General features: G+C 72.4%; 13 protein-coding genes. 6 read left to right on the top strand and 7 right to left on the bottom strand.

The annotated features are described in order from the left end of the window. The first annotated feature begins 82 nt into the window (after nt 1-82). Together AB0J72_RS40075 and AB0J72_RS40070 are read left to right on the top strand one after the other, a co-directional pair. Nucleotides 83-550 carry an Lrp/AsnC family transcriptional regulator gene (locus tag AB0J72_RS40075; protein WP_344501971.1) on the top strand — a complete coding sequence of 156 codons (468 nt, stop codon included), beginning with the start codon at nt 83-85 and terminating at the stop codon, nt 548-550. Nucleotides 551-836: 286 nt separating this feature from the next. Continuing rightward, complete coding sequence (locus AB0J72_RS40070; protein ID WP_363408917.1) at nt 837-6,305, top strand: biotin carboxylase N-terminal domain-containing protein; 5,469 nt, start codon at nt 837-839, stop codon at nt 6,303-6,305. A gap of 1,099 nt (nt 6,306-7,404) precedes the next feature. Here AB0J72_RS40070 and AB0J72_RS40065 read toward each other — a convergent pair. After that, the gene (locus AB0J72_RS40065) at nt 7,405-7,713 is read right to left on the bottom strand and encodes a hypothetical protein (RefSeq protein ID WP_363408914.1); all 309 of its coding nucleotides are present in this window, start codon (nt 7,711-7,713) and stop codon (nt 7,405-7,407) included. Nucleotides 7,714-7,819: 106 nt separating this feature from the next. Here AB0J72_RS40065 and AB0J72_RS40060 point away from each other — a divergent pair, with 106 nt between their 5' ends. Further along, nucleotides 7,820-8,923, top strand: a complete 1,104-nt coding sequence (locus tag AB0J72_RS40060) for a crosslink repair DNA glycosylase YcaQ family protein (protein WP_363408911.1) — start codon at nt 7,820-7,822, stop codon at nt 8,921-8,923. Here the strand turns inward: AB0J72_RS40060 and AB0J72_RS40055 are convergent. Next, the gene (locus AB0J72_RS40055; RefSeq protein ID WP_363408908.1) at nt 8,920-10,530 is read right to left on the bottom strand and encodes a TerD family protein; all 1,611 of its coding nucleotides are present in this window, start codon (nt 10,528-10,530) and stop codon (nt 8,920-8,922) included. The two genes, AB0J72_RS40060 and AB0J72_RS40055, sit on opposite strands and share 4 nt — an antisense overlap. Nucleotides 10,531-10,634: 104 nt before the next feature. On the opposite strand from AB0J72_RS40055, the gene AB0J72_RS40050 reads away from it, so the two are divergent. Then, nucleotides 10,635-11,555, top strand: coding sequence for a hypothetical protein (locus tag AB0J72_RS40050; protein WP_363408905.1), 921 nt, complete (start codon nt 10,635-10,637; stop codon nt 11,553-11,555). A 122-nt stretch (nt 11,556-11,677) separates the two neighbouring features. Beyond that, nucleotides 11,678-14,266 (top strand): glycosyl hydrolase family 18 protein, encoded by a 2,589-nt coding sequence (locus AB0J72_RS40045; protein WP_363408902.1) that lies wholly within the window; start codon nt 11,678-11,680, stop codon nt 14,264-14,266. A 45-nt stretch (nt 14,267-14,311) separates the two neighbouring features. On the opposite strand, the gene AB0J72_RS40040 is transcribed toward AB0J72_RS40045, so the two are convergent. The 3 genes from AB0J72_RS40040 to AB0J72_RS40030 form a co-directional block, all read right to left on the bottom strand. Beyond that, nucleotides 14,312-15,163, bottom strand: a complete 852-nt coding sequence (locus AB0J72_RS40040; protein WP_363408899.1) for an alpha/beta hydrolase — start codon at nt 15,161-15,163, stop codon at nt 14,312-14,314. Between the two features lie 27 nt (nt 15,164-15,190). Next, the gene (locus AB0J72_RS40035) at nt 15,191-16,519 is read right to left on the bottom strand and encodes a hypothetical protein (RefSeq protein WP_363408896.1); all 1,329 of its coding nucleotides are present in this window, start codon (nt 16,517-16,519) and stop codon (nt 15,191-15,193) included. A 69-nt stretch (nt 16,520-16,588) separates the two neighbouring features. Next, the gene (locus AB0J72_RS40030; protein WP_363408893.1) at nt 16,589-17,116 is read right to left on the bottom strand and encodes a hypothetical protein; all 528 of its coding nucleotides are present in this window, start codon (nt 17,114-17,116) and stop codon (nt 16,589-16,591) included. 101 nt (nt 17,117-17,217) lie between these two features. On the opposite strand from AB0J72_RS40030, the gene AB0J72_RS40025 reads away from it, so the two are divergent. Continuing rightward, nucleotides 17,218-18,486 (top strand): MFS transporter, encoded by a 1,269-nt coding sequence (locus AB0J72_RS40025; protein WP_363408890.1) that lies wholly within the window; start codon nt 17,218-17,220, stop codon nt 18,484-18,486. A 103-nt stretch (nt 18,487-18,589) separates the two neighbouring features. Here AB0J72_RS40025 and AB0J72_RS40020 read toward each other — a convergent pair whose 3' ends face one another. Together AB0J72_RS40020 and AB0J72_RS40015 are read right to left on the bottom strand one after the other, a co-directional pair. After that, entirely contained in the window at nt 18,590-19,690 is a 1,101-nt protein-coding gene (locus tag AB0J72_RS40020; RefSeq protein ID WP_363408887.1) for a hypothetical protein, read from the bottom strand. Nucleotides 19,691-19,779: 89 nt separating this feature from the next. Next, a complete protein-coding gene (locus AB0J72_RS40015; protein ID WP_363408884.1) occupies nt 19,780-21,360 on the bottom strand; it encodes a DUF4139 domain-containing protein in 1,581 nt (526 codons plus the stop codon). Nucleotides 21,361-21,539: the final 179 nt, after the last annotated feature.

The raw sequence follows: 21,539 nt of genomic DNA, 5'->3' as shown, positions 1-21,539 counted from the left end.
CCGAGAAGATGTTCGTGTCCAGGGCGTCGTACGATGCCAAACGTCCAACCTAAGGGCTCGTTCAGGAAGGTGGGCGAGACAGGTGGCCGCCCCGCTCGACGACATCGACCGGCGCATCCTCGTGGAGCTCAGCCGGGACGGCCGCATGTCGATGCGCACCCTGGCCGAGCTGCTGCACATCTCCCGCGCGAACGCCTACGCCCGGGTCCAGCGCCTGCGCGACACCGGGGTCATCCGCGGCTTCCACGCCGACGTCGACCACGTGGCCGCCGGCATGGGCACGTCGGCGTACGTGACGGTCAACCTGCGCCAGGCCGAGTGGCGGGTGGTCGGCGAGCGCCTGCGGGCCCTGCCGGGCGTCGTGCACATCGCCCTCGTCGGCGGCGAGTTCGACGTGATCCTGCTGGTCCGCGCCAAGGACAACGCGGACCTGCGCCGCCTCGTCCTCGACGTCATCCAGGGCATGCCCGGCGTGGTGAACACCCGCACCCTCCTGGTCTTCGAGGAGTTCGAGCCGCCCACCTCGGCCTCGATGTGGGAGACACGCTGACCGCGCGGCGCCGGACCTGACCGCGCGGCGTCGGGGGTGACTGCGCAGTGTCGGAGATGAACGAAGTGGGTACGCAAGGTGATAGTTGGGTGATGCCGGTCACTGTCCACCCGAGCGTCGACCCGGATGTCCTTTGTAGGATTCTTACAACACGAGGGGTGCGGGATGCGTCGTGCGGCACAGTGGCGTACTCGGCGGTAATCACGCAGGGTGTAGCCAGGTGCAGGCGGCGCTCCGGGACCCGGACGTCGCCTGCTGTGTGTGGGGCAATTGGGAGGCTCAACCGGTGTTCAGTCGTGTCGCCATCGTCAACCGTGGTGAGGCCGCGATGCGGCTCATCCACGCGGTCCGGGATCTTTCGGCCGAAACCGGGGAGCGGATCGAGACGATCGCCCTCTACACGGACGCCGACCGCACCGCGACGTTCGTGCGGGAGGCCGACGTCGCCTACCCGCTCGGCCCCGCCTCCGCCCGGCCGTACCTGGACCACGCCGTCCTCGAACGGGCCCTGGTCGAGACCCGGGCCGACGCCGCCTGGGTCGGCTGGGGCTTCGTCGCCGAGGACCCCGCGTTCGCGGAGCTGTGCGAGAAGCTCGGGGTGACGTTCGTCGGCCCGAGCGCCGAGGCGATGCGCAAGCTCGGCGACAAGATCGGCTCGAAGCTGGTGGCCGAGGAGGTGGGGGTGCCGGTCGCGCCGTGGAGCCGCGGCGCGGTGTCCACACTGGACGAGGCACTGCGCGCGGGCGAGCAGATCGGCTACCCGCTGATGCTCAAGGCGACCGCCGGCGGCGGCGGGCGCGGCATCCGCAAGGTCACCTCCGCCGCGGACCTGACCGACGCCTACGAGCGGACCAGCCAGGAGGCGCTGCGCGCGTTCGGCTCCGGCGTGGTCTTCCTGGAGCGCCTCGTCACCGGCGCCCGGCACGTCGAGGTCCAGGTCATCGCCGACGGGCAGGGCACCGCGTGGGCGCTCGGCGTGCGCGACTGCTCCGTGCAGCGGCGCAACCAGAAGATCATCGAGGAGTCCGCGTCGCCGGTCCTCGAGCCCGCGCAGGCCGCCGGCCTCAAGGCGTCCGCGGAGCGGCTGGCCGTCAGCGTCGGGTACCGCGGCGCGTGCACCGTCGAGTTCCTCTACCACCCGGGTGAGCGGCTGTTCGCGTTCCTCGAGGTCAACACCCGGCTGCAGGTCGAGCACCCGATCACCGAGATCACCACCGGCACCGACCTGGTCAGGCTGCAGCTGCACGTCGCCGGCGGCGGGCGCCTGGACGGGCCGAAGCCGGGCGAGGCCGGCCACGCCGTCGAGGCCCGGCTCAACGCCGAGGACCCCGACCGGGACTTCGCGCCGTCACCCGGCCGCATCACCCGCCTGGTCCTGCCCGCCGGCCCCGGCATCCGCGTCGACACCGGCGTCAGCGAGGGCGACACCATCCCCGCCGACTTCGACTCCATGATCGCGAAGATCATCGCGTACGGCCGGGACCGCGACGAGGCCCTCGGCCGCCTGCGCCGCGCGATGGCCGAGACGACCGTCATCATCGAGGGCGGCACCACGAACAAGAGCTTCGTGCTCGACCTGCTCGACCAGCCCGAGGTCATCGACGCCAGCGCCGACACCGGCTGGATCGACCGGGTCCGCGCCGAGGGCCGGCTCGTCAGCCACCGCCACTCCGCGGTCGCCCTCGCCGCCGCCGCGATCGAGGCATACCAGGACGAGGAGGAGATCAGCCGGCACCGGCTGCTGTCCACCGCGCACGGCGGGCGCCCCCAGGTCCAGCACGAGACCGGCCGCCCCCTCGACCTGAAGCTGCGCGGCGTCGGGTACCGGGTGAGCGTCGCCCGCGTGGGCCAGAAGCGCTACCGGGTCGGCGTCTCCGGCGGCGGTGACGTGCACCCCGTCGACGTCGAGATCGAGCGCTTCGACGCCCACAGCGGCCGGATCGTCGTCAACGGCCACCGCTTCCGGCTCGTCACCGCCACCCACGGCCCGGTCCACCTCGTCGAGGTCGACGGCATCACCCACCGCGTCAGCCGCGACGAGGGCGGCGTCGTGCGCTCCCCCGCGCCGGCGCTGGTCGTCGCGACCCCCCTCGCGGTCGGCGACGAGGTCGAGGCCGGCGCGCCGATCCTCGTGCTGGAGAGCATGAAGATGGAGACGGTGCTGCGCGCGCCGTTCCGCGCCCGGGTCCGCGAGTGCCCCGTGTCCGTCGGCAGCCAGGTGGAGACCGGCGCGCCGCTGATGCGCCTGGAGCCCCTCGCCGACGGCGAGGCCACCGAGGCGGAGGCCGCGCCGGAGGTCGCCGAGATCGAGCTGCCACCCGAGCGGGACGGCGTGAGCGCGGCCGAGCGGGTCGAGCGCGGCCTGCAGGACCTGTGCAGCCTGCTGCTCGGCTTCGACGTCGACCCGCAGGACGGCCGGCGGCTGCTGACCGGCTACCTCGCCGCCCGCGCCGAGGTGGGCGGCCGGCCGGTGCAGGGCGAGATCGACCTGCTCACCACGTTCGCCGACCTCTCGGAGCTCAGCCGCAACAAGCCCGGCGGCGAGTTCGAGGAGGAGCCGGGCAGCCCCGTGCACAGCCCGCGCGAGTACTTCCACAGCTACCTGCAGAGCCTCGACGTCGACCGGGCCGGCCTCCCCGACGGGTTCCAGGCCAAGCTGCGCAAGGCCCTCGGCCACTACGGCGTCACCGAGCTGGACCGCACGCCGGAGCTGGAGTCCGCGGTCTTCCGCATCTTCCTCGCCCAGCAGCGGATGTCCACCGACGTCGCCGTCGTGTCGGAGCTGCTGCGCCACTGGCTGGCCGGCCCGCCGCCGGTGGAGTCGATGAGCGAGCGGGCGGGCCTGGCCCTCGAGCACCTCGTCGAGGCCACCCAGGTGCGCTTCCCCGCCGTGTCGGACCTCGCCCGCGGCGTCGTCTTCCGCTGGTTCGCCCAGCCGCTGCTGCGCCGCAACCGCGCCAAGGTCTACGCCGCGGTCCGCGCCGACCTGCAGCACCTCGACCGCAACCCCGACGCGCCCGACCGCGCCGAGCGGATCCAGGCGATGGTCGCCAGCGCCGAGCCGCTCGTGCGGCTCATCGGCCAGCGGATCGGGCGCCCCGGCCGCGACACCTCGGCGCTGCTGGAGGTCGTGACCCGCCGGTACTACGGCAACCGGGCGCTGTCCGGCGTCACCGTGCGGGAGGCGGGCGGCTGCCGCTTCGTCTCGGCCGAGCGGACCGGCTCCTCGGACACCGTGCGCGTGGTCACCACCGCCGTGGACATCGCCGCCCTTCCGGCCGCGATCGGGGCAGTCGGCGAGCTGGCCGCGGGCGTCGCCGAGCACGGTCTCGTCGCGGACCTCTACGTCACCTGGGAGGACCAGCCGGACGCGGACGCGATGGCCGTACGGCTGCGGCAACTGCTGACGGAGCAGCCGCTGCCCAACGGGGTCCGGCGCATCACCACCACCGTGGCCGGCACCAGCGGCGCCGTCATGCACCACCACTTCACCTTCCGCCCCTCCGCCGGTGGCTTTGATGAGGACCGGCTGCTGCGTGGGCTGCACCCGCAGATCGCGCAGCGGCTGCAGCTGCACCGGCTGCGCGAGTTCGACCTCACCCGCCTGCCGTCCGCGGACGAGGAGATCTACCTGTTCAAGGCGGTCGCGCGCAGCAACCCGTCCGACGAGCGGCTCATCGCGATGGGCCAGGTCCGCGACCTGACGCCGCTGCGCGAGGCCGACGGCCGCCTGGTCGCGCTGCCCGCCGTCGAGGACGCGATCACCGCCGGGCTCGACGCGATCCGCAACATCCAGGCGCAGCGCCCGCAGAACAAGCGGTTCGACACCAACCGGATCCTCATGTACGTGTGGCCGTCGACCGAGCTGACCGGCGAGGAGCTCAACGCGCTCGTCCAGCGCATCCTGCCGACGACGGCCGGCGCCGGTCTCGAGGAGGTGCAGTTCATCGCCCGCCAGCGCACCTCGGCGGGTGACCTCAGCGAGGTCGCGGTCCGCATCACCCTCAACCACGGCCACGGCGTGCAGGTGTCCGTCGACAAGCCGTCGACCGAGCCGCTGCAGCCCCTGGACGACTACCGCCAGAAGGTCCTGCGGGCGGCCCGGCGCGGCAACGTCTACCCGTACGAGCTGACCTCGCTGCTCGGCTCCTTCGTCGAGCACGACCTCGTCGAAGGCGTCCTGGTGCCGGTCGACCGGCCGAAGGGGCGCAACACCGCGGCGATCGTCTGCGGGGTCGTCACCACGCCGACCGACCGGCACCCCGAGGGCATCACCCGCGTCGTGCTCCTCGGCGACCCGACCAAGGCGCTCGGCGCCCTCGCCGAGCCCGAGTGCTCCCGGGTGATCGCCGCCCTCGACCTCGCCGCGTCGATGCAGGTTCCCCTGGAGTGGTTCGCGCTGTCCGCGGGCGCGAAGATCTCGATGAGCTCCGGCACCGAGAACATGGACTGGGTCGCCGCCGCCCTCAAGCGGATCGTCACGTTCACCCAGGCCGGCGGTGAGATCAACATCGTGGTCGCCGGGATCAACGTCGGCGCCCAGCCGTACTGGAACGCCGAGGCGACGATGCTCATGCACACCAAGGGCATCCTGGTCATGACCCCCGACTCGGCGATGGTCCTCACCGGCAAGCAGTCGCTGGACTTCTCCGGTGGTGTCTCCGCCGAGGACAACTACGGCATCGGCGGCTACGACCGGGTCATGGGCCCCAACGGCCAGGCGCAGTACTGGGCGCCGCACCTGCCGGCCGCCCGGGACATCCTCATGGCGCACTACGACCACACGTACGTGGTGCCCGGCGAGATCGGCCCGCGTCGCGCTGTTACCTCGGATGCCTTCGGCCGGGACGTCTCGGACTTTCCGCACAATGTCGCCGGCAGCGACTTCACCACGGTCGGGCAGATCTTCTCCGCCTCGCACAACCCCGACCGGAAGAAGCCCTTCGACATCCGGACCGTCATGCGGGCCGTCTCCGACCAGGACCACCCGGTCCTGGAGCGCTGGGCCGGCATGGCCGACGCGGAGACGTCGGCGGTGCAGGACGTGCACATCGGCGGCTGGCCCGTCTGCCTCATCGGCATCGAGTCCCGCTCCGTGCCGCGGCGCGGCTTCCCGCCCACCGACGGCCCCGACACGTACACCGCCGGCACGCTCTTCCCCCGCTCGTCGAAGAAGACCGCCCGCGCGATCAACGCCGCCTCCGGCAACCGCCCGCTCGTCGTCCTCGCCAACCTGTCGGGCTTCGACGGCTCCCCCGAGTCGATGCGCAAGCTGCAGCTGGAGTACGGCGCCGAGATCGGCCGCGCGATCGTCAACTTCGACGGCCCGATCGTCTTCTGCGTCATCTCCCGCTACCACGGCGGCGCCTTCGTGGTGTTCTCCAAGGCCCTCAACCCGAACATGACCGTCCTCGCCCTCGAAGGTTCGTTCGCGTCGGTGCTGGGCGGCGCCCCGGCCGCCGCGGTGGTCTTCACGGGCGACGTCAACAACCGCACCGCCACCGACCCGCGGGTCACCGACCTGCAGGCCCGGGTCGCCGCCGCGACCGGCGCGGAACGGGCGGCCCTCAACGCGCAGCTCGCCGAGGTCCACTCCGCGGTCCGCGCCGAGAAGCTGGGCGAGGTGGCCGCCGAGTTCGACCGCGTACACAACATCCAGCGCGCCGTCACCGTCGGCTCCGTGGACGCCATCATCAGCGCCGCCGAGCTGCGCCCCCGCATCATCGAGGCGATCGAGCACGGCATGAAGCGCTGACCACCCCGCGGACCGGCACGCCGCCCCCACCCGACGTGCCGGTCCCCTCACCTTCCGCAAGCCCCTGTCCACCAGGCGGACCAGCGTAGACTACGGACAGCAACGACTCCGGAGATCAATTTCCATCGCTGGGGTAAGGTTTGCTTGCAAGCGGTCCCCGGCGCACCGGCCTCGACCAGTTCCTCGCCTCACGCATCGACGACGACGCCCACCGCCCCCGGCGACTCTCACCAGCCCGGCGGCACTCACCCGGGCAACCGCGTTCACCGGCAGGCAGCGCATATCGACCGGCGACGCTCACCGGCGCGGCGGTGCCCCACCAGGGCAGCGGTTGTCCACGGTTGCCCACCAGGGCGCGGCGGTGCCCACCAGGGGCAACGCCGTCCATCGACTGGAGGCACCGACGAGGCGGCGCCTACCGGGCAGCAGCGTCGACCAGGTGCGAAGCGGTGCTTACCCGGCGGGCGGCGTCGACCAGGTGGTGGCGCTGACCGGCTGGCGCCCACTGGACAGGGACACCCGCCAGGCGTTGGTGTTCGCTCGGGGACGTCACTCACCGGACAGGGGCGCCCACCGGACGGGGCATTCACCAAGCGGCGTTCGCTGGCCAGCGTCCACGAACTGAGCGCCCACCACGAACTGAGCGCCCACCAGACGGTGCTCACCGGACAGGGACGCCCGCCCAGCCGGCGGCGTCCACGAAACTGGGCGCCCGCCACAGACAGCGATACCCACCCGACGGGGGATTCACCAATGCGGCATGCACCAGCCGGGCAGCGTCGATCAAGCACCCAGCAGCGTCGACCAGGCAGCACTCACCGGATGGCGCCCGCCTCCCTCTCGACCGGACAGCGACCCACTCCTGGGCGGCGGCGCTCACCCGGACAGAGCAAATGCCGGGCGGCGGTGTCGGTCGGGCGGCGCACACGATCACGTCCATGGGCATGGTGGGCGAATTGCCAGGTTTGAGGTGGTTTGGGAAATGGAGGCGATCGCTGCTTGATCTTTTGAACGTCGCCCGGGCAGCGGGGCGGGGGTCGCCAGATAACGGCGCCGAAGTTGGCGCGGCGGGCCAGGTGGGTGACGTGCATGATGGTCATCAGGCAGCGTTCGATGTAGAACTCGTCGGCCTCGAAGTGGGGGGGGGTGCGGCGGGTACCGCGGGCAGTTCGGCGAGTACCCGGGCGCACTCGCGCAGGAAGGCGACGGTCTCCTCCGGCGGGACGACGAGCCGGTCGTCGGCGAGGCGGGGCAGGTAGACGGCGCCCAGGTCGCGGACGATCTGCGAGGAGTACAGCCACTGGCGGGTGCTCTCGCCGCCGGCGCTGGCGTCGACCCCGGGCGGAACGTCGCGGAAGGTGAGGGTGCCGTCGGTGGTCGGCCTGGCCATCGTGATGTTCAGGCTCACCGGTGTGCCATGCGGTCGGAGCTGAGTCGGTTCGCGGTACACAGGCGGCCACGCGAGGAAAGCCACCCCGGAAGGGCAGCCAAGATCGAAGGGCTAGCCTCGCAGGGTGACGACGCTCCGGATATCGATCGTTGAGGCGCGGCGGATCGCCGTGCGGGCGCAGCTGCTGGGTAACGAGCGGCCGGCGGGGCTGCTCGAGACGGTGCGGCACCTGGCGCTGCTGCAGATCGACCCGACCGCCGCCATCGCGCCGACCGCGGACCTCGTGGCGTGGAGCAGGCTCGGCTCCGGCGGGTACACGCCCTCGGAGTTGGTCGGGGCGTTGCAGCGGCGGGAGGTGATCGAGCTGGCGGCGACGGTCCGGCCGGCGGAGGATCTGGCGCTGTACACGGCGGAGATGGCGCTGCGCCGTGACGACGCGCCCGGGGCGTTCAAGTATCGGCGGCACCCGGAGTGGATGGGGGCCAACGACGCGTGCCGGAAGGACATCCTCGCCAGGCTGACGGCGGAGGGGCCGTTGCCGTCGCGGGCCATCCCCGACACGTGCGTGGTGCCGTGGGCGTCGACGGGCTGGACCAACGACCAGAACGTCATCCGGCTGCTCGACCTGATGGCGGCGTGCGGTGAGGTGGCGGTCGCGGGGCGGCAGGGGCGGGACCGGCTGTGGGATCTGGCCGGGCGGGTGTACCCGGACGATCCGCCGGTGCCGGCGGAGGAGGCGGTCCGGCGGCGGGGCGAGCGGCGACTGCGGGCGCTGGGCATCGCGCGGGCGAAGACGACCGAGGTGCCGATCGAGCCGTGGGGCGTCGGTGACGTCGGCGAGCCGGCCGTGGTCGAGGGGGTCAAGGGCGTCTGGCGGGTCGACCCGGCGCAGCTGGAGCGCCTGGGTGAGCCGTTCGAGGGCAGGGCCGCGCTGCTGTCGCCGTTCGACCGGCTCATCCACGACCGGAAGCGGACCCTGGAGCTGTTCGGGTTCGAGTACGGCCTGGAGATGTACAAGCCGGCCGCGAAACGCCGGTGGGGCTACTACGCGCTGCCGATCCTGGTCGGCGACCGGCTCGTCGGCAAGCTCGACGCGACCGCGGACCGGAAGCAGCGGGTCCTGCGGGTCAACGCGGTCCATGAGGACGAGCCGTTCGAGAGGGCCGCGGTCGACAAGGAAGTCAAAGACCTCGCGGCCTGGCTGGACCTGGAAGTCCAGGAAAGCTAGATCCGGGCGCCCTTGGCGAGGTTGCAGCGGCGGCACAGCAGCTGCAGGTTGCCGACGCTGGTCGCGCCGCCGCGGCTCCACGGGATGACGTGGTCGAACTCCAGGTACTCGGTGGCCTGGCACTCCACGCACGCGCCGCCGTCGCGGCGCCACACCTCGGCCCGGATCGCCGGCGACACGGAGCGGGAGTCGCGCTGCGCCGGCGCCACCGCGGTGCGTTTCGCCACGCGCAGCACCCCGGTGAGCACGGCGGCCACGTACTCGGGGTCGCCGACCTCGTACGTGCCGCCGCCCCGGGAGGTGGTCGCGGCGACGACGACGGTGCCGTACTCGGGGCGCGCCTCGATGACCTTCGCCCAGACGAGGTCGGAGCCGGCGCCGTCGCCGACGAAGCGCAGCTTGGTGTTGGTGACGATCAGCCGGCCGCCGTCGCGCTTCGTGCCGCTGGCCAGCTGCCGTACCCGCGTCGCCGGCACCTCCAGGTGCAGGATCTCCTCCGCGTCGAGGTGCAGGGTGCTGGAGGCGACCCGGGGCACGTCGCCGCCGCTGATCAGCCCGAGCTCGAGGCCGCGCCGCAGCCGGCGGCGCATCTGGCTGATCGCGGGGTCGACGACGCCGAGCGCGCGGACCGCGTCGTCGAACGCGTCCATCTCGTGCTGCTCGATCACCTCGTCCGCGAACGCGAACGTCAGCAGCTGGTGCAGGTGGTGCAGGGCGACCGGGCGCAGCGTCTCGCGGCCGGCGTCCTCGCGCACCCGGTGGTAGCGCAGCTCGGCCCACAGCTCCGACCAGGCCGGCTCGGCCGTGCCGGTGGCGGCGAGGACCCGGGTCGCCCTGGCCCGCCACACGTTGAGCACGTTGGCGATCTCGGGGTCGCACCGGCGGCAGGTGGCGGGCACGCCGGCGTAGCTGCGGTACTTCGGCCCGCCGCACCGGCCGCAGACCGCCGGCGTGTCGTGGATGAGCGGAACCGTCTGCATCGTCCACTCGGTGCCGTTCCACCACCGCAGCAGCGAAGGGTCATGAGGTGCGACGTACCAGTCGGGGCGCGGGCGCTCCGCCGGCAACGCACCCGACACCTCGGCGACGGAGTCGTCGGAGTCGACCGAGACGCCGTAGTCGGTCGCGAGGCCGGCCAGGCCGGAGGACCAGCCCTGCCCGACCGCGCGGAACTTCCACTTGCCCTGCCGCCGGTAGAACTCGCCGAACACCATCGCGGTGACCGGCTCCACGTCGCGGACGGGGAACCGCGCGACGACCTGCCCGCGGCGGCCCTTCACGGTGACCTCGAGGTCCGGCACGGTGTCGAACGTGCCGTCGTCCATCGACCCCGCGATGACGACGCTCGCCACGTCCGCGGGGACCCGGGCCAGGTCGACCGCGAGGGTCGCCGCGCGCGGGCCGTCGGCGCTGAGCGTCACCGCGCCGGTGGCGTCCCGCGGCTGGTTGTAGAAGACGAAGTCGGCGTCGCCGCGCACCTTGCCGCCCTCGCCGACCAGCAGCGCGCACGCGTCGACGGTCACGCCGGCGCGCCAGGCCACGAGGGCCGTGACCGCCGTCTCGTCGATCGCGGTGTTCGCACCGCGGGCAAGTGCTGCGGTCGTCATGCGGGGCCACCTCCGGGGCGTGAGCGTATCGACACGGTATCTCGCAGTCGATCATCGCGTCATACTCCCGACCGTCCACTTTGGAGAAGGTAGGCTTCGCCGGCATGGAGCCGTTCCCGCTGCCGCCGTGCGAGCCCGGCGGGACGGATCCGTCCGCCGCGATCGAGGGCTGGGTGACCTCGCCCCAGATGCGCGAGCTCGTGGCCAGGTTCGGCGGCGCGGTGCCCGACGCGCCGGCGCGGGAGACGCTGGACCACGTCGCGGGCTTCTCGAAGGTCTGGGACTTCAGGGCCGGGACGAAGGAGCGGTTCGACACCGCGCGCGTCGGCTTCGGCGCGGACGACGAGCGGATCCGCGACCTCATCCACGCCCTCGGCAACGGCGGCCGCCCGGAGCCCGTCCATGAGCACTACGACCACGTCGTCGTCCTCGGCGGCGGCATCCGGGTCACCCTCGGCCGCGCCGACTTCACGGCGAGGCTGCTCCGCGGCGGCACGACGGCCGCGACCGTCGCCGGGCTGGGCAGCCTGCGGCACCGCGACGACCGGGAGCACCGGGAAGGTCTCCGCCTCGGCCTCGGTGAGCTGGAGACCGAGGCCGACATGGTGACGGCCGCGCTGCGCCGGTTCCTCGACCTGCCGGAGCCGGCGACGACCGAGTCCGGCGACGGCTGGTGGCACCAGACGTGGCCGGACGGCGACATCCACGTCCTGGCGGCCGCGTCGACCCGGCTCCCGCTGCGGGCCAGCACCGCCTGCACCCTGATCGGCTGGGCCGAGCACGTCAGGAGGCCGCTGCCGACGGACCGGGTGCTGCTGGTGACCAACGACCCCTACGTGCGGCACCAGCACTGCGACGCGGTCCGGCTGCTCGGCCTCACGTACGGCTGCGGCATCGAGACCATCGGCATGGACGACCTCGCGACGGCCGAGTGGGGGCGCCCCCTGGCGACCACCGAGCTGCTCCAGGAGGTCCGGTCCTCGATCCTCGCGATGCGCAACCTGTACAGCGCAGTCAAACAGTAAACGAAAGAAATAAGTCGCGTACTAAGGCTCCGCTAAGGCTGGCTCTTGCGCACCCTCGTCGATGCCGTTATACATCTAGGACACTTTACTGTTAACTTTATTAACGGTTGGCGGAGGGTTCTATGCGACGACGCACCCTGCACCTCTTGTCCGCCGCGACGGCGGCCCTCGTGGCCGCGAGCGCGGCGTTCTTCGTGACCACCGCCAACGCGGAGGTCGACCACGCGGCCTGCCGCCCGGACGGGCTCTACCCGACCCCGGGCGTCACCGTGCCGTACTGCCAGGTCTACGACACCAACGGCCGGGAGAACCTGGGCGCCGACCACGGCCGCCGGATCATCGGCTACTTCACCAGCTGGCGGACCGGCAAGAACGGCGCGCCCGCGTACCTGGCCAGCAACATCCCGTGGGACAAGATCACCCACATCAACTACGCGTTCGCGCACGTCGACGGCGCCAACAAGATCTCGGTCGGCACGCCGTCGGCGGCGAACAACGCGGCGACGAACATGACGTGGCCCGGCGTCGCCGGCGCGGAGATGGACCCGGCCTACTCGTACACCGGCCACTTCAACCTGCTCAACAAGTTCAAGAAGCAGCACCCGGCGGTCAAGACGCTGATCAGCGTCGGCGGCTGGGCCGAGACCGGCGGGTTCTTCAACGACAACGGCGACCGGGTCGACTCCGGCGGCTTCTACCGGATGACGACCAACGCCGACAACAGCATCAACACCGCCGGCATCAACACCTTCGCCGACTCGGTCGTGACGTTCCTGCGCACGTACGGCTTCGACGGCGTCGACATCGACTACGAGTACCCGACATCGAACGCGAAGGCCGGCAACCCGCTCGACTTCGCCCAGGCGGACGCGAAGCGGGCCGGGCTCAACGCCTCCTACCACCTGCTGATGAAGACGCTGCGGGAGAAGCTCGACGCGGCCGCCGCGGCGGACGGCAAGTACTACATGGTGACCGTCGCCGCGCCCGCCTCCGGCTGGCTGCTGCGCGGCCTGGAGTCCTACCAGGCGCTGCAGTACCTCGACTACGTCAACATCATGTCCTACGACCTGCACGGCTCGTGGAACCACTTCGTCGGCCCGAACGCGGCGCTGTACGACAACGGCGACGACGCCGAGCTGTCCCAGGGCGGCGTGTACGGCGCGTACTCCAACATCGGCTACCTGAACACCGACTGGGCGTACCACTACTTCCGCGGCGCGATGCAGTCCGGCCGGATCAACATCGGCGTCCCGTACTACACCCGGGGCTGGCGCGGCGTGACAGGCGGCACCAACGGCCTGTGGGGACGCGCGGCGCTGCCCGACCAGACGAAGTGCCCGGCGGGCACCGGCGGGGCGATCGGCTCGACGACCCCGTGCGGCAACGGCGCGGTCGGCATCGACAACCTGTGGCACGACGAAGAGCTCAACGCCGAGGTGCCGGCCGGCGCCAACCCGATGTGGCACGCGAAGAACCTGCAGGAGGGGCGGGCCGGTGACTACCTGGAGGCCTACGGGCTGACCCCGGCCACCGACCCGGAGGACCGCATCACCGGCACGTACACCCGCAACTACTCCAGCGCCCTCGTCGCGCCGTGGCTGTGGAACGCGCAGAAGCAGGTGTTCCTGTCCACCGAGGACGACCAGTCGCTCGGTACCAAGGCCGACTACGTCGTGAACAAGGGCATCGGCGGCGTCATGATCTGGGAGCTCGCCGGCGACTACGCGTGGGACGCGGCCCGCAACGAGTGGTACATGGGCAACACGCTGACGAACCTGCTCTACGACAAGTTCAAGACCGCCGCCCCGTACGGCGCGAAGAAGGCCAACATCACGCTGCCGACGCAGACGCTCAACGTCGGCGTGCAGATGGGCGGGTTCGCGCTGGGTGACAACAACTACCCGATCAACCCGGAGCTGCGGCTCATCAACAACACCGGCGCGGCGATCCCGGCCGGCTCGCAGCTGGAGTTCGACTACCCGACCACCGCGCCCGGCAACCTCGGCCAGCAGTCCGGCTGGGCGCTGACCACCGTGTCGACCGGCCACACCGGCAGCAACGTCGGCGGCCTCAAGGGCGACTTCCACCGGGTGCGGCTCAACGTGCCGGCGATCGCCGCGGGCTCGTACGCCGAGGTGACGCTGAACTACCAGCTGCCGATCTCGGGTCCGTCGAACTTCACGCTCACCATCGGCGGCCAGACCTACGCGCTCGCCGCCGACTACGGCCGCGGCGGCACCGCGCCGACCGTCTCCCCCACCGTCTCGGGCACCCCGTCGACCGGCACCTGCACGGCGCCGCCGTGGGCGGCGGGCACGGTGTACACCGGCGGGAACCTGGTGTCGCACAACGGCCACACGTGGAAGGCGCAGTGGTGGACGCAGGGTGACACCCCGGGCACCAACGCGGTCTGGGTCGACCAGGGCGTCTGCTCCGGCACGTCCCCGTCGCCGAGCGCGTCGGTGAGCAAGAGCCCGAGCACGTCGCCGAGCACCTCGCCGAGCGCGAGCAGGAGCCCGAGCACGTCGCCGAGCACGTCCACGGGCACCGGGTGCGCGGGCCTGCCGGTGTGGAACGCGGGCACGGCGTACAGCGGCAACACGGTCGTGCAGTACAGCGGCCGCAAGTACCGCGCGAAGTGGTGGACGCAGGGCGAGAACCCGACGACCACCGGCCAGTGGGGCGTCTGGGAGGACCAGGGCGCCTGCTGATGACCGGGTCGTGCCGGGCCCTTCGGTAAGGCCCGGCACGGCCCTTCAGGCGTGCGTCATGGCGGTGGCGCCGATGAACTCCATCGTCGCCGCCACCACCTCCCGCGGGTGGGTCCACGGAATGCCGTGCGGGGCACCCTTCAGCGTGATGAGGCGGGCGTCGGGCAGCATCGGCTGCAGGCGCCCGCCCGTCGCCGGGTAGGGCAGGACGCGGTCCTGGTCGCCCTGCACGATGAGCACCGGCACGTCGATGCGCGGCAGGTCGGGGCGGAAGTCGGTCAGCCAGGCGGCGACGCAGTCGTGGGTGCCCTTCGCGGAGCCCCGCGCGCCGATCTCCCAGTGTGCCCGGAACGCCTCCTCGCTCACCAGCGTGCCCCGGTTCTCGTCCCAGTTGAAGAACGCCTCGCAGAACTTCGTGAGGTACGCGAAGCGGTCCTCCAGGATCGCGGCCTGGATGCCGTCGAACACGCTCCGGTCCACGCCCTCGGGGTTGTCGGCGGTCTTGAGCAGGAACGGCGCGAGCGGCGCGAGCAGCACCGCCCGCGCCACCCGCCGGGAGTCACGGGTGCCGAGGTAGCGGGTCACCTCCCCGGTGCCCATCGAGTGCCCGATGAGCACGGCGTCGCGCAGGTCGAGCTTCGTCATCAGCGCGTCGAGGTCGGCGGCGAGCGTGTCGTAGTCGTAGCCGGTCGACGGCTGCGACGAGTTGCCGAAGCCGCGGCGGTCGTACGTGATCACCCGGTGCCCGCTCGCCAGCAGCGGGATCGACAACTTCTCCCACGTGGCGCCGTTGAACGGGAAGCCATGGATCAGCACGACCGGGCGGCCGGCGCCGTGGTCCTCGTAGTACAGGTCGATGGGGCCGGCGTTCTCCGTCCCGACGGTGATGTAAGGCATGCGGGTCAGTGCCCGTTCCCGGGCGGATTACGCCACCGGCTGGCCGGCGGCGTCCACGACGAACGCCTCCATCTCGTGCAGCAGCGCCCGCAGGTCCGGCAGGGACAGGAACCGGGTCTTGACGTCGACGGACAGCTGGACCACGTCCGGCACGTCCTCGACGACGATCATGAGCTTCGGCCCCAGGGACCGCAGCGGCTCCTCCGACAACACCCGCGTCTCGGCGGGCACCGCCCCGGCGGCCCCGGTCGGCCCGGCCGGCCGGGGGGTGCGCCGGTCGTTGTAGATGCAGGTGAGGTCGAGCTCCTCGCCGCGCTCCCGGCTGACCCGCTCGGTGAGCGCCGCGCGGGCCGCCGGGTCGTAGTAGGCGTACTTCGACGCGCTCATCGACGCCGTCCGGGCCCGGGCGATCGCCTCGTCGGGGCTCACCCCGGCGACGTCGAGGACGCAGAGCCCGTCCTGGGTGATCGGGCTGACCACGTCGCGCAGCGCCGGCCGGAAGCGGTTGCTGATGATGTTGATCGCGACGAACGGGCCGGTGCCGGGCCGCAGCCGTTCGAGGCCGGCGGCGAAGGCGGCGAGCAGCACCCACGCCGGGTCGGCGCCGAGCCGGGCCGACACCGCCTCGGCCGCCAGGTGCATCGCGCGGGACCGCCACCGCAGCCGGCAGAACACCGGCGCCCCGCGGTCGGCGGGGGCGTCGAACATCGACGCCGGGATGGCGCGCAGGTGCGACTCCCAGTAGCGCATCGCCGCGGCGGTCTGCCGGGTCATCGCCGGCTCCTGCTGCAGGCGGACCAGGTCGAGCGGCTGGGGCGCCTCGTAGGGGCCGGCCGGCTCGCCGGTGACCTGGTCCCGCCCGGCCAGCTCCCGCATCATCACGGCGACCCCGCCGAGGTCGGCGGCGATGTGGCACATCAGCGCCACCACGTGCGTGACGGCGCCGTGCTGCCGGACCACGCCCATGCGCAGCGGCCACTCGCGCTCGTAGTCGAACTTGCGCTCCCGCCACCGCGCGGCGAGATCCTCGGCGACCGCCGCCGGGTCGTCGCCCTCGGCCGCGTCGAGCACCACCAGGGCGGTCTCGCCGGAGCCGAACACCTCCTGCGTCACCGTGCCGTCGTCGGCGAAGCGCAGCAGCGTCCGCATCGCCGCGTAGCGGCACATGAAGAAGCGCAGCTCCGCCGCGTAGTCCTCGGCGGTCCGGCCGCCGCTGACGGGCATCGCCCCGCCCATGCTCATCGACGAGTCGATCTCGACCATCGCCGCCCACACCTGCCGCTGTCCCCAGGCGAGGGGGCCGGCTCCGGCACCCGGCCCCTCGAACCGCACGACGATCCGCGTCTCAGCATCCACGGAAGTTGATGTTGGCACAGGCGGCCGGTAATGAGATCCGCCATTCGGTGACTGATGGCTGACCGGCCGTTACAGCGTCTCCGCCTCGGCCTGCGCGATCAGCTCCAGGGAGTCCTCCCGGCCGAGGCGCTGCTCGCACAGGTACCCGAACACCGACCATGTGGTGTCGATCACCACCTGCTCCGGGAACGCGGCGATCTCGTCCTCGTGGCCGAGCTGGGCGCGGATGAGCGCCACCGCCGCGTCCTGGTCGACCTCGACGTCGCGGGCCATGACCGCGACGTAGTCGGCGATCGCGTCGGGCGGGGTGTCCTCGTCGAACAGGCTGCACACGGCGAGCCGGATGGCGGCGGCCAGGACCTCGGGGTCCTTGTCGGCGTGCTTGTCGTGCTCCTGCGACTCGTCGGCGACCTGCTCGGCCGCGTCGTGGTCCCCGTTGAGCAGCGCCGCCACCACGGCACCGACCCGCGACCGCGGCTGCCAGCCGTCGCCGTCCGCGGCCCCGTCCGCCGCCGCGCTCTCCGCCGTGCTCTCCGCCGGGCCGACCGGGTCCGCCGGCGTGCCCACGGCCGTGTCACTCCCCCACTCACTCCCCATGACCATGACTGTAGCCAAGGGACGCTCGGGACCCGACCGCGTTCCGTGGCCCCCATCGACAAACCTCCAAATAGACGGGGCTCAGGCCGTAAGCTGGCGCCATGGCCGTGACGAGCCGCCACGTGCGCCGCCTCTACCTCACACTGGTGCTGCTCAACACCCTCGCCGTCACGTTCATCTGGGGGATCAACTCGCTGCTGCTGTTCGAGGCGGGGCTGAGCAACACCGAGGCCCTCGCCGCCAACGCGTGCTTCACGCTCGGCTACGCCGTGTTCGAGATCCCCACCGGGTCGATCGCCGACACGTGGGGGCGGCGGGCGTCGTACCTGCTGGGCGGCGGCACCCTTGCGGCCACGACGCTGCTGTACTGGATGGCCTGGCGCCTGCACGCGGGGGTGTGGGCATGGGCGGGGGTGTCGGTCGTCCTCGCGGTCGGCTTCACGTTCTTCTCCGGCGCCACCGAGGCGTGGCTGGTCGACGCGCTGCACCACCTGCGGTACGACGGCCGGCTGGAACAGGTGTTCGCGCGGGGGCAGGTGGCGGCCGGGATCGGCACCCTCGCCGGTTCGCTCGGCGGCGCGTACGTGGCGCAGGCCACCGACGTCGGCGTCCCGTTCCTCGTCCGGGCCGCGCTGCTGCTGACGCTCACCATGGTCGCGTGGCGGGTCATGCACGACATCGGGTTCACGCCCCGGCGGGGCAGCGGGCCGGTGAAGGACGTGCGGCGGGTGCTGACGGAGTCGGTGCGGCACGGCTGGGGGCGGCCGGCGGTGCGCTGGGTCATGCTCGGCTCGATGGTCGCCGCCGGGGTCAGCTACTACGTCGCGTTCACCATGAAGCCCTACCTGCTGCAGCTCGCCGGCGACCGGCGCGCCTACGGCCTGCTCGGCATCGCGGCGGCCGTCAACGCCGCGGCGCAGACCGTCGGCGGCCTGCTGGCGATGGCGTTCCAGTCGCTGTTCCGGTGGCGGATGTCGGTGGTCATCGCCGGGGTGGTGCTCAACGGCGCCCTGCTCACCGGGTTCGGGCTGGCGGGTGGTGTACCGCTCGCGATCGCCCTCCTCGCGCTGTACAGCATGGTGTCCGCGGCGATCCTGCCGTCGCGGCAGGCGTACCTCAACGGCCTGCTGCCGTCGGACCGGCGGGCGACCGTGCTGTCGTTCGACTCGCTCGTCGCCAGCAGCGGCGGCGTGGTGGCCCAGCCGGGGCTGGGCCGGACCGCCGACCTGTGGGGCTACCCGACCTCGTTCGTGCTGGGCGGCCTGCTCCAGCTGGTGGCGCTGCCGATGCTGTTCCTGGCCCGCCGGCACGAGGTCACCGCGGCGCCCCGGAAGGAGCCGGCGGCGGAGGCGGTGCCGCAGCGCTCGTGAAGGGCCGCCACGACCGGGACCCCGTCGGGCAGCGCCGCCTCGATCGACCGGAGGGTCTGTGCGGTGGTCGCCTCCTCGTTGCTCAGCACCTCCTCCGCCGCCGTCAGGTCGTGGCCGACACGACGGAGCGGACGTAGTCCTCGAACTCCACGACCGAGTCGCCGGTCCACACCATGCCGTGCTCGCGGATGATGAACCAGTTCGTCGACTTCTGCCGCAGCTCCCGGAAGAACTGCCGGCCCGCGGCGAAGCGCCCGCTCTCGATCCGCGTGTCGGAGACGAGATCGCGGTGGCGCCGGCCGCGGGTCAGCTCCCGGTGGTGGAAGTGCACGAGGAGCCGCGGCCGCCGGCCCTGCATGGCCATCAGGCTGCTCAGCATCAGGAACTCGGGCGCGTCGGAGCTCGGCAGGCGCTCCCCCGTGTAGGTGAGGCTCTGCGTCCCCTCGTCGAACGACGTGATCAGGTCGTAGTCGGCGGCGGTCATCCACACCTTGTCGGTGACCGTCTGGGACACCAGCCAGTGCCCGTCGTGCGGGAACATGATCGAGCCGTCGGTGTAGGGCTTGCGCTGCCACAGGTGGTGCTCGCGGTGGATGCGGGCCAGCTCCGCGACCTCCCCGGCGTGCCGCACGCGCAGCCGGTCGAGCACGGCCCGGTCGTCCAGATCGACGCTCTGCGTCGGGTGGTACTTGACCCGGACCGTCTCACCGATCGCGTTGGCGTGCACGTCCTGCCACGTGTTGGTGCGCAGCACCCGGGCCAGGTCGAGGTGGTCGGGGTAGATCGCGTTGATGTCGAGGGCGTCGCACAGCTGCGGCACGACGGTGCGGGCCAGGGCGTAGTCGGGCCGGTCCTCGTTCGTCTCGGTCAGCGGGTACGCCGAGATGATGTTGGTCCTGGCGCCGGTCGCGGCGAGCGCCGCGAGATAGTGCTGCTCCTCCGGCGGCATCAGCAGCGGGTTCGTCGGCCCGTAGATGACGTACGTGGCGCGGCCGGGCCGGTCCCGCGGCAGCTGGCCGTAGGCGAGGGGCTCGGCGGTCACGCCGTACTCGCGGTGCAGCGCGCGGAACGCCGGCTGGATGATCTCCCGCAGCGCCCAGTCGCTGTGCGGTGAGGCGGGGTTCAGGACATACCGGTAGCTCAGCTCAGCGATGTCGCGCTTGTACCGGAAGTCGTAGCCCCACAGATCCTGGGCGGAAGTCATCGAAGTGACCACCCAGTGGACTGTACATCGACGGCCGGTGCGGCGCTCTCCGTCGCCGCTCACGCCGGCGCCCGGCGCCGGGAGCGTCGCTACTCGCGCCAGCCCGACAGCTCGACGCCCTTGGCGGTCTCGACGCGGTAGCCGAGCCGCACCGTGTGGCTCTGCCCCTCGGGCACGACCAGGCGCCAGGTGAGGACGCCGAGGTCGGTGCGCTCCGCCGGCGGCGGCTCCAGCACGGTCTCCCGGACGGTGATCGTGTCGTGGCGGGCGACCGGCAGCTGGTCGAGCACGGTGATCCGCACCGGGCGGCCGGTGAAGTTGCCGACGGTGGTGCGGTATTCGACCTCGCGGCGCCGGCTGGAGCCCAGCGTCGCCTTGGTCGCGGTGCGGCGGGTCAGCTCCCGCTCCACCCGGACCCGGTCGTCGAGGCCGAGCGCCAGCTCCAGCTCCTCCCCGGGCGCCCACGTCGACAGGGCGGTCTTGCTGACGAAGTCGGCCTCGTGGAAGACGGCCGCCTGGCCGGGCGGCAGCGTGTGCTGCGACGTGTTGGTCACCTTCGCCCGCAGGTGCACGTCGGTGGAGCGCGACGGCGCGACGACGTGGTCGAGCTGGCTGCCGAGGTCGAGCACGAGCACCGTCGCGCGGGACGTGGTGCCGTCGGCAGGCACCGGGACCGCGCGGGCCGGGCGGTAGGTGGCCGCGACCGGCCCCTCCTCGACCCTGGCCTGCGCGATCTCGACCTCCGCGAACCCGTCGAACTGCTCCTTCGCCATCGCGCGGGGCGCCGGGGCCATCGCGGGAGCGGGAGCACCACCGGGCGCGGCACCGTAGGCCGCGAACGACTGCATCGGCGGCATCGGCGGTGGCGGCATCAGCAGGTCGAGGTACCAGGGCTGCAGCTCGGGGATCGCGACGACGCCGGACGGGCGGGCCGTCGACAGCGCCAGCTCGCACTCCGGCCAGTCCTCGCCGGAGTGCTGCTCGACCAGGCCGAACCAGGTCAGGCGCAGCGTCTCGCCGGTGAGCCGCACGTCGTAGGTGGAGCGCCAGCCGGCGTCGGGCACCTGGTACGACACGTCCAGCTGGACCGGCCCGGCCGCCGACACGGCGAGCGCGACGACCGCGTAGTGCGCGTCCGGTTCCCGTTTGCCCGACAGGTCCAGCAGCTGCCGGTCCAGGGCGGCGATCCGGTCGGCGGCCCGGGTGCGCCGGCGCTGCAGGTCGCGGACGCCAGCCAGGACCGACGACAGCTCGCCGCCCATCGTGGCGGTGAACGCGGTGACCGTCTCCGCGGCGGCGTCGCCGGTGGCGAGGGCCCGTGCGTACGCGCCGCTGGCCCGCTCGCCGAGGGTCGTCAGGAACGCCTGCCGCTGCCGCAGGACCGTCTCGGCGTCCGCGATCTCGGCCAGCTCGTCCTCGAGCGCGCGCCGCTCCTCCTGGACGGCGGTCACGGTGCCGTCGGACGGCTCGGCGTGGCGCTTGAGCACCACGTCGACGCCGAGGACTGCCGCCGGGCCGCGCCCGCTCACCCGGATCGAGTCGGTGTCCATGCCCATCGGCAGCGGGCCGATCTCGACGAGCTGCTCGCCGGCCTCGAGGGTGGCCTGGCCGCGCCGGGTGACGCGGGCCTGCCGGGGATAGACGGTGACCGCGACGATCTCGTTCTGCACCTCCCGCACGGTAACGCATGCCGTCACCACCGCCACCGCCGTTCGGGGCGTGGCGGGTGACCGTTCCGCCCGCCGGCCCGCCACCGTTCGGCGCGGGTCGGCGACACGCCGCGCGGCGCGGCGCGGTTCCGCGGCGCGGCGGGTTCAGAATCGCCTCCCGCCCACCGGAAGGACCCTGT

It is taken from the genome of Dactylosporangium sp. NPDC049742 (assembly GCF_040674675.1).
GTDB classification, from domain to species: Bacteria; Actinomycetota; Actinomycetes; order Mycobacteriales; family Micromonosporaceae; genus Dactylosporangium; species Dactylosporangium maewongense.
The sequence above is the reverse complement of the archived record's forward strand: the minus strand, read 5'-3'. Positions and strand labels throughout refer to the sequence as shown.